The 9,042-nt window shown below is 64.2% G+C and carries 7 protein-coding genes and 1 riboswitch; of the genes, 4 read left to right on the forward strand and 3 right to left on the reverse strand.

What is annotated here, in order from left to right; genetic code table 11:
• Positions 1-654: alpha/beta fold hydrolase (locus PF446_RS12880; RefSeq protein WP_343224684.1), on the forward strand; the 654-nt coding region annotated here is incomplete at its 5' end.
• Positions 655-676: 22 nt separating this feature from the next.
• Positions 677-1,801 carry a cell division protein ZapE gene (zapE, locus tag PF446_RS12885; RefSeq protein ID WP_298072237.1) on the forward strand — a complete coding sequence of 375 codons (1,125 nt, stop codon included), beginning with the start codon at positions 677-679 and terminating at the stop codon, positions 1,799-1,801.
• Between the two features lie 2 nt (positions 1,802-1,803).
• On the opposite strand, the gene PF446_RS12890 is transcribed toward zapE, so the two are convergent.
• The 3 genes from PF446_RS12890 to PF446_RS12900 form a co-directional block, all read right to left on the reverse strand.
• Positions 1,804-2,502: a cupin domain-containing protein gene (locus PF446_RS12890; RefSeq protein WP_298072239.1), complete on the reverse strand. Its 699-nt coding sequence runs from the start codon at positions 2,500-2,502 to the stop codon at positions 1,804-1,806.
• A 65-nt stretch (positions 2,503-2,567) separates the two neighbouring features.
• Positions 2,568-4,463, reverse strand: coding sequence for a TonB-dependent receptor (locus tag PF446_RS12895; protein WP_298072241.1), 1,896 nt, complete (start codon positions 4,461-4,463; stop codon positions 2,568-2,570).
• Positions 4,464-4,611: 148 nt separating this feature from the next.
• Positions 4,612-4,843: riboswitch (cobalamin riboswitch) on the reverse strand.
• Between the two features lie 367 nt (positions 4,844-5,210).
• On the reverse strand, positions 5,211-7,583 hold the full coding sequence (locus PF446_RS12900) for a S9 family peptidase (protein ID WP_298072249.1): 2,373 nt from the start codon (positions 7,581-7,583) through the stop codon (positions 5,211-5,213).
• A 177-nt stretch (positions 7,584-7,760) separates the two neighbouring features.
• On the opposite strand from PF446_RS12900, the gene queF reads away from it, so the two are divergent.
• Positions 7,761-8,591, forward strand: a complete 831-nt coding sequence (queF, locus tag PF446_RS12905; protein WP_298072243.1) for an NADPH-dependent 7-cyano-7-deazaguanine reductase QueF — start codon at positions 7,761-7,763, stop codon at positions 8,589-8,591.
• Positions 8,588-9,042, forward strand: a 455-nt coding sequence (locus PF446_RS12910) for a DedA family protein (RefSeq protein WP_298072245.1), incomplete at its 3' end; no start/stop codon positions are given. The genes queF and PF446_RS12910, both read left to right, overlap by 4 nt.

The following is a 9,042-nucleotide window of genomic DNA, read 5'->3' on the forward strand; positions in this document are numbered from 1 at the left end:
GAGTTTCCGGACGCGGCAAGCACATTCGCGCTGCGCGGCCCGGTCGGTCGCCTGGAGGTCAGCGTAGACCTGCCCGAATCGGGTCTGCGTGCAGGCGTGGCCATCGTCTGCCACCCGCATCCCGAGCACGGTGGCACCATGCACAACAAGGTCGTGACCATACTCGAACGCAGCCTGCGTGAATCGGGCCTGGCTACCGCGCGCTTCAACTTCCGTGGCGTGGGCGCCTCGGAAGGCGAATACGACGAAGGCCGCGGCGAAGGCGAAGATCTGGCCGCAGTAGTCGACTGGGTTCGCGCGCGGCGTGGCGATGACGCGATCTGGCTGGCCGGATTCTCTTTCGGCAGCTATGTCGCCCTGCGCAACGCGGCACGGCTGGGTGCAGACGCGCTGATCACGGTCGCGCCCCCTGTGGGGCGCTGGGATTTGGAGGGATTCGAGATGCCGGCCTGCCCGTGGCTGCTGATCCAGGGCGAGGAGGACGAGGTGGTCGACCCCGATGCCGTGTTTGCCTGGGCCGAAAAGCTCAAGCCGCACCCGAGCGTGGTGCGGATGCCCGAAACCAGCCACTTCTTCCACCGCCGCCTGATGGATCTGCGTGGTGCGGTCAAGAATGGCGTGCGCCCCTGGCTCCCCGCCAAGCGCAACGCATGAAGCAGCAGGCGGTACCCGCTGCATGAGCAAAGCATCGATGGATCCGGCCTGCCTGACGCCCGGGCAGCGCTATCGCGAGGGCGTGCAGACCCAGCGTTGGGAGGACGATGCTGCACAACACGAAGCCTTGGCCGAACTTGATCGCCTGCACCATTCGCTGGTCGCCGCATCCGGCGATGCCGGCATGCTCGAGCGTCTGCGCAGCCTGCTGGGGTCCTCCCGCAACGACCCGCCTGTCGGTCTGTATCTCTGGGGACGCGTGGGGCGCGGCAAGACTTTCCTGATGGACCTTTTCGCGGCCAGCCTGCCGCATGGCATCGTGCTGCGCCGGCACTTTCACCGCTTCATGCGCGAGATCAACGCCCAACTGCGTGAGCTCAAGCAGCAAAGCAATCCTTTGCAGCAGGTGGCCCAGGACATCGCCAACCGTGCAAGGGTCCTTTGTCTGGATGAATTCATTGTCCAGGACATCGGTAACGCGATGATTCTGGGCGAACTGCTGAAGGCACTTTTCGACCGCGGCGTGGCCCTGGTGACCACCTCCAACACCGCCCCCGAAGACTTGTATGCCGATGGCCTGCAGCGGGCACGCTTCGTGCCTGCCATCGTGCTGATCAAGCGCCACTGTCACGTGCGGCAGTTGGCTTCAGGCCATGACTGGCGCCTGCGCGCGCTGGAACAGGCGTCGATCTACCATACGCCGACAGGCAGGACGGCCGGTCAGGCCCTGAGGCGCATCTTCAACGACTATGCGCAAGGCGAGATCCAGGAGGATGGCCACCTGGACGTCAATGAGCGACCGATCCCGGTCTGTAGACACGCTGTCAACATTGCCTGGTTCGAGTTCGACGCCCTGTGCGACGGCCCGCGCGGAAATGATGATTACATCGAACTGGCCGAACGCTACCCGGCCGTGATCATCGCCAACGTGCCGGTTTTCGGCACCTACAACAACGATCCCGCGCGGCGTTTCATCCATCTGGTCGATGAGTTCTACGACCGCCACGTGAAGCTGGTGCTTTCGGCCGCCGCCCCGATCATCGACCTGTATGAGGGTGATCGCCTGCGCGCCGAATTCGCGCGCACCGAGTCGCGCCTGATCGAGATGCAGAGCAAAGACTACCTGGCCCTTGCGCACGGCGCCTGAAGCTAGCGTGTGACGGACGCTGCCCGGGCTGGACGCAGGTGGCCGCTCTTGACGAAGACGGTGCAACCCGATGCGCTGGACCATCGCGTTATCGAATCGGCAGGCCGGCGCAGCCAGGTTCCGCGCGGGTGGACCATTCCGGCCTCTTCCAGCGTGCCTTGCAGCACCAAAGCCTCCATGCCACCGCCGTGCCGATGGTCGGCTACCGACGTTTCCGGAGCCAGACGCAGGATGGCCGCTCGTTCGCCACGGAACCCTCCCAGGGGCATCAGTTCCAGCCCCTGCGTGGCACTGGATCTCCAGCGCAGCGCAGCGCTGTCGCACACGACGCGATGCGGGTCGTCCGGATCCATGTGCCGCAGCTTCACGAAGATCACGCAGCCCTCCGGCGTGCGCGGCGCATGGGCCGAGCCGGGCGGATTGCGCAGGTAGGTTCCGGCCGGATACTCGCCGAACTGGTCACCGAACACGCCCTCCAGCACCAGGATTTCCTCCCCGAGCGGATGTCTGTGCTCCGGGAACTGCGCGGTTGGCGCATAGCGCACCAGTGAAGTGGCACGCGCCATCTCGGCGCCGTTGCGCTCGATCAGGCGGCGTTCAACGCCGGCCGCCGGCGAAGCGGTCCACGGCAATGTGGACGTATCGACAGTCGCCGGACAGCGCAGGTCCGCATGCAGCTTCATGGGTGTGGTCAAGGCCATCGGTGGATTCCGGAACAGGCTGGAGAGGATGGACCAAATCGCGGTGAGCGGTCCTGGATTTGACGTTAGTGTGGCGCAGGCGTGTAGCGCAAGGTCAGGTACGCGGTACGTCCGAGCTGGTTGAAGTAGTACGCGGTCTCGTAGCTGCGGTTGAACAGGTTGGCCAGACGCGCCTGCAGCTTCCAGCGCGAACGCAGCTGCCAGGCGGCGCGCACGTCGACCGTGGTGTAGCCGCCCAGGCGGTGCCGGTTGGCGGCATCGTCGTATCGGTAGGCATAGGCCTCGAAGGTCGTGCCCAGCGAAAAGGCACCGAATACCTTGTCCAGGTCAAACCGCGCGCTGCGCGGCGAGCGGCGGGGCAGCAGATTGCCGTTAGCGGGGCCACCGTCGCGGTTGACCGGCCGCATCCAGGTCAGACTGCCGTTCAGCATCCAGCCTCGCCAGTCGCCGCCGAACTGGCCCTCCAGTCCGCGGATGCGGGCACGACTGATGTTGCCCGGGGTGTAATGGCTGTCCAGGGCGATCAGATCCTTGATGGTGTCCTGGTAAGCATCCACACGCCAATGCCAGTGCCGCTTGCGTGCCCCCAGCCCCAGCTCCAGGTTGCGCGAGCGTTCGGGTCTGAGGTTGGGGTTGGAACTGGGCGCAAAGCCGGGATAAGAGGGGTAGTACAGGTCATTGAAGGTGGGTGCATGGAAGGCCGTCCCCCAGGAGGCCGTGAGCAACATGCCTCCGCCAAGATGGACGCCCCAGGCGACCGATCCGGTGGCGTGATCGCCAAATTGCTGGTTGTGGTCACGGCGCGCGCCCAGATGCACTTCCTGGGCACCGAATCGCCCCTGGTACAAGGCGTAAGTCCCCACATTGCCGAGCGAGGTCCGCAGGTACGCGGTGTCGCTGTCCAGTTGCTCGCGCTGGGCATCGACACCCACGGTCAGCACCTGCTGGCGGCCCAGGGTGATGTCGTTCTGCCAGCCGACCTGGTCGCGCCGCGAATTGCCGAAGCCGGTGAAGTGCCCGTTGTGGTAGTTGCTGGCCCGGTCGAGGTTCTGGCCCGCACTCAGGGTCACCTTCCAATCCTCCAGCGGGCGGGTCTCCAGACGCGCACCGGCCACCTGCTGCACATGGCGGCTCTGGTTCTGGAAGCTGCCGTCATAAGCCACGAAACTGGTATTGCGAAGGACATTGCCCACCAGTTCGGTGCCATTGCTCCAACGGTAGCCGGCATTGACCAGGGCATTCAGGCTGCGGTAGCCATCGGCATCCGGTTCGTTGGTGAAACAGCCGGCGAAGACCGTGCCGGCGCCCAGCTTGCAGCTGTTGATGCCATGCGTGTAACGACCGCCCACGCTGAGGTTGTACCAGGCGTGCGCGTTGCCGCCCGCCAGACCAAACTGTCCGGCGCGGTACGTATGACTGCCAACCGTGACATGGAACGAGGGCGTCAAACCCTGACCGGCGCTGCCGTGCCGGGTGAAGATCTGGATCACGCCGCCGATCGCATCGGAGCCGTATACCGAGGAGCGCGGGCCACGCACGATCTCGATGCGCTGGATCTGATCGACCGGAATCTGTTCCAGCGCAGGAAGCCCGGCGCTGACCGAACCGACACGTACGCCGTCAATCAGCACCAGCGTATGCGTGGAACTGGTGCCGCGCAGGAACAGCGATGTCTGCTGCCCGATCCCACCGCTATTGGACAGGCTCACGCCCGGCAATCCACTCAGGAGGTCGACCATCGAGCGCGGCTGCAGGCGCACGATATCGGCATGGGTGATCAGCGTGACGGGCGCCAGCGTGTCGTCGATGGGCACGTCGGTGCGGGTGGCGGTCACCACCACCGGATCGAGGTTCGAGGACGATGCAACCTGAGCCGCTGTGGCGGTAGAGGCAGCGAGAGAGAAGAACGAAAGTGCCAGTGCGACGGCACTGCGCTTGAAGTCCAGGTCGAATCGTTTCACGAGCGTCTCCTTGCCGTGCGCCCCGCGCGACGGCCCATGCGATGAGAGCGGATCACGGCTGGATGGAAACGGAAGGCGCACGCCAGCGGAGGACGCGACACGCTCCGCGTCCGCCCACCGCGAACCACTGGAACACGCCGCGGCTGGGCCGCGGTCATGCGTCTCGGGCCGGTCTCCGGGCTCATGCTGCATCCCTTGCGGGATACGACCGGGCCACCTTCCCATGCCGCCAGGGGCACAGTGGTGAAAGGCCGGGCCGCCGGCATCAATCGATACCGACACGCACTTACCGTTGCGGGGGCAGCGCCGGAATCACACCGGCTTCCCGTTTCATCCCGCCACATGAATCTGCGCGGGACACCCGAAACGAAGACTCAGCCTAGCGCCATGCGTGCACCGGGACAAGCGTTGCTTCGCCTATCAACGGCAAACGACTGATTTGCCGGGAATAAGCATATTTAGCGTTGACGAACCGCTGCAAGCACAATATGTTGTGAGTTATCGGCGCAGGCATGCGCGAGAGCCGACGTCCGGTGACAATTCCCGGGGTCATGCTCACTGCCACCCATGGCATGCCTTGCAAACCGTCGCGTCATGGCGTCGTCGAGCTGACAAGCTCTCCCCCGGGTCAGCTCGGCGGCGCCACCTTGCGCGCCTTCCGCAGAAAAAAACCTTCCCCCGGCTGCGGGGGAAGGTGGTCGTGGTCGCCATGCGTGGTTGCGTCCTGAAAACGCGCCTTCGTGGAGCTCAGTGGTGCATGCTGCGCATCCATTTGGGGATCGCGATGCGGTACTCGTGCGGTGGCGTGTTGCCGGCCAGATAGCGCACAAAGTAATCCCAGCGACGACGCGTGGCGTACATGGTGCCGGTCACCCCGTAGCCGTGATGGACATTCGGGATGATCAACATGTCGAAGTCCTTGTTGGCCTTGATCAGCGCCTGGGCGACCAGCAAGGTCTCGCCCATCGGCACATTGTCGTCAATCGAACCGTGCACCAGCATCAGATGGCCCTTGAGGTTCTTGGCCACGTCCTGGTTGGCCTGGTTGTCGTAGTTGGTGGTTCCGTTCTTGTACTTGACCAGCAGGCCCTGGTACTTCTCGCCCCAGTCGTTCTCGTAGTTGCGGTTGTCGTGGTTGCCGCTCTCGGCCCAGCCGACCTTGAAGAAGTCGGGATAGCGGAACATTGCATCCGCGGTGGCATTGCCACCACCGGAGTGACCCCAGATACCGACGCGCGACAGGTCGATCCAGGGATAGCGCTTGCCGAGCTGCTTCAGACCCGCGACCTGGTCGGGCAACGTGTTGTCGCCCATGTCGCCGTACCAGTAATCATGGAAGGATTTTGAACGCCAGGGCGTACCCATGCCGTCGATGGCCACGACGATGAATCCCAGGTTGGCCATCGCCTGATGGTCGGCGCGTGAGGGCATGAAGCTGAAGGTGAAGATCGAGCCGGTCTGCGGGCCCGGGTAGATGTAGTCGATGACCGGGTACTTCTTGTGCGGATCGAAGTTGGCCGGCTTGAACATCATGCCGTACAGCGTGGTCTTGCCGTCGCGGGCCTTGACCGTGAACGGCACCGGCGGCACCCAGCCGGCCGCCTTCAGGCGCGAGATATCGGTACGCGCCAGGGTGGCGATGACATGGCCGTCCGCGGACGAGCGCAGCACCGTCACCGGCGGCGTGGTCGGCGTGGAATAGCTGTCGACGAAGTACCGGCCGTCCTTGGACATGGTGATGGTGTGGTCGGCGTTCTCCGGCGTCAGCAACACCGGCTTGCCACCGTCCAGGCCCACTTTCCAGAACTGGCGATAGTAGGGATTGACGCCCGAAGTGCGACCAACGCCCACAAACCACAACTCGCGCGTCTTGCGGTCCACGTGCAGCACCTTGGTGACATCGCCCGTGCCACGGGTAATGGCATGCAGCTCCTTGCCGTTCTTGAGCGAACGCAGGTACAGGTTGCCCCAATTGGTGCGCTCGGAAAACCAGATCGCCTCATTGCTGGCCGGCAGGTACTGCCAGTTCACCTTGCCATGGCCGCTTTCGTAGAAGGTCTTGACCGAGTCCTCGAACACGGTGCGCACGTCGCCATTGGCGGCGTTCACTACGTGGTACCACTCGTGGTGGCGGTCACGCGAGGTGGTGACCATGGCAAAGCTCTTGCTGTCCGGCGCCCACTTCACGTCGTCCCAGCTGCCGTTGCGGTCACAGTCGAGGTCGTCGCACAGGCTCGAGAGGCGCTGTTGCGGCTTCATCTTGACCCGCACCATCTTGCGGGTATCGACGTTGATCACCACCGGCTCGATCATGAACACGTGCTTGTCACCGGGCAGCGGGTATTTCCAGGCGTTGAGCTTGGGATGACCGACTCGCGTGCGCAGGGTGTACATGTTGCCGACCTTGCGCTGGTCCTGCTGATAGGTCACCACATGGGTGGAGTCGGGCGACCAGCGCACGATAGCGCCGTTGGAGTGCAGCCAGCCGGCGTTGTCGGTGGCGTAGCCGAAGTTCTTCACGCCATCGCTGGTCAACGGAAATTCGTCGCCGGTCTTCAGGTCGCGCAGCCACAGGTTCCAGCGGCGCACGAACACCTCCTTGGTACCGTCGGGCGAAAGCACGCCCGGCTCGTTTCGGGTCGATGAAATCTTGGCGCGGGATGCAGCGCTGCGGATGGCGCGGCCCTTTACGCACACGCCCTTGGCGCCGACATCGCAGGTGTACCACTTGCCATGAAGCGACAACTGCAATCGCCCGGACTTGCCGAAGCTCCAGTCGTGGATCGGCAAATGTCCAGCCGGGACCGGCTTGCCGGATGCCTTGGCCAGCTTTGCGGCCAGTTGCGCGGGCTGAAAGGCCACGCGCACCTTGCCGGACTCCGCATCCATGCGCAGGTAGCGGGTCTTGCCCTGGTTCTGCTCGCTGTATCCGACCTCGTGCGGGCCCAGCCAATGCACGTCGCTGACGGCATGATCCACCAGTGGCTGGGTGTTGAAGGACAGCGAAGCGGCAGCCCGGTCGTAATCCTTTGCGCTCAGGGTCTGCCCCTTTGCCACGGCTGCGGTACACAGCAGCGCCAGGCCGAGGCCCAAAAGCCCACGTGAAGTCGTGCTCGCCATATTTTTCATCAAGGATATGCCCTTCAAGTGCTGCAGATGCAGCGCAAGCGATCATGCTAACGCGATCGACACGTGCCCGACCCGTGCCATCGGTTGACCTGAACGACCAGGCCGGCCCTGCCTGCTTCGACCCATGTCACCACGTACAATGTACGTCTGTATCCATGATTTGATCCGATGAACACACCCGAACACTCTTCCCTCGGCAAGGACACCGCCTACGTCCAGCACTACGCCCCGGAGCTGCTGTTCCCGATCGAACGCAGCCTGGGCCGTGCGGATCTCGGCCTGCACGGCGATGGACTGCCGTTCCAGGGCGTGGACCTTTGGAACGCCTACGAACTGTCCTGGCTTGATCCCAAGGGCAAGCCGCGGGTCGCGATGGGCGAGTTCCACGTGCCCGCTGATTCGCCACGTATCATCGAGTCCAAGTCCTTCAAGCTCTACCTGAACAGCTTCAACGGCGAGCGCCTGACCGCGCAGACCGTGCGGGAGCGACTGGCCCGCGACCTTGGAACGGCCGCAGGCGTTCCGGTGGCGCTGCAGTTGGCCGAGCCGGAACAGTTCAGCTCGCTGCGCCTGGAGGAGCCTGCCGGGACCTGCATCGATGACCAGATCCTGGAGATCGACTGTTACGGACCACCGCGACCGGAGTTCCTGACCGCCGAAGGCACCCGCGAACCGGTCCGGGAAACCCTGTTCTCCCGGCTTCTGAAGTCCAATTGTCCGGTCACCGGACAGCCCGATTGGGCCAGCGTGCAGATCCGCTATACCGGCGCACCCATTGACCGCGCCGGATTGCTGCGATACCTGGTCTCGTTCCGCGAGCACCGCGAATTCCACGAGCATTGCGTGGAACGCATTTTCATGGACATCACGCGCCGCTGCGCACCGATCCGACTGGAGATCAGTGCGCGCTACAGCCGCCGCGGCGGGCTGGACATCAACCCCTTCCGCAGCAGCGAAGCCGGACGCACGCCGGGCAATCCACGCGGTGCGCGCCAGTGAACCTGCATGACCTGGTCGACCATCTCGCCCATCTGATCCTCAACTACGGCTACCTGGCGGCACCACTGGTCGGCCTGATCGCCTTTGCCGAGGCCATCGCCGTAGTCGGCTCCTTCGTGCCCGGATCGACCTTGCTGGTCGCCATTGCCACCAGCGCCGGTTCGAACCATGTCTCCCTGGTGGGGTTGATCATATGGGCCTGCGTGGGGGCGGTGGCCGGTGACACCCTGTCCTATCTGCTGGGACGCAGGCACGGCGCGCGGATCCTGGCCATGCGTCCGTTCGCATACCGTCCCGAATGGACCCGACGCGCCACGCAACTGCTGGAGAAGCGTGGCGACGTCGCGGTTTTCATCGGTCGTTTGCTGCCACCACTTCGGGCGCTGATGCCGGTTTTGGCCGGCATGTCGCGACTGCCGGTACGGCGGTTCCTGATTGCCGATTTTTTTGC

Source organism: Oleiagrimonas sp. (genome assembly GCF_027858935.1).
Lineage (GTDB): Bacteria > Pseudomonadota > Gammaproteobacteria > Xanthomonadales > Rhodanobacteraceae > Oleiagrimonas.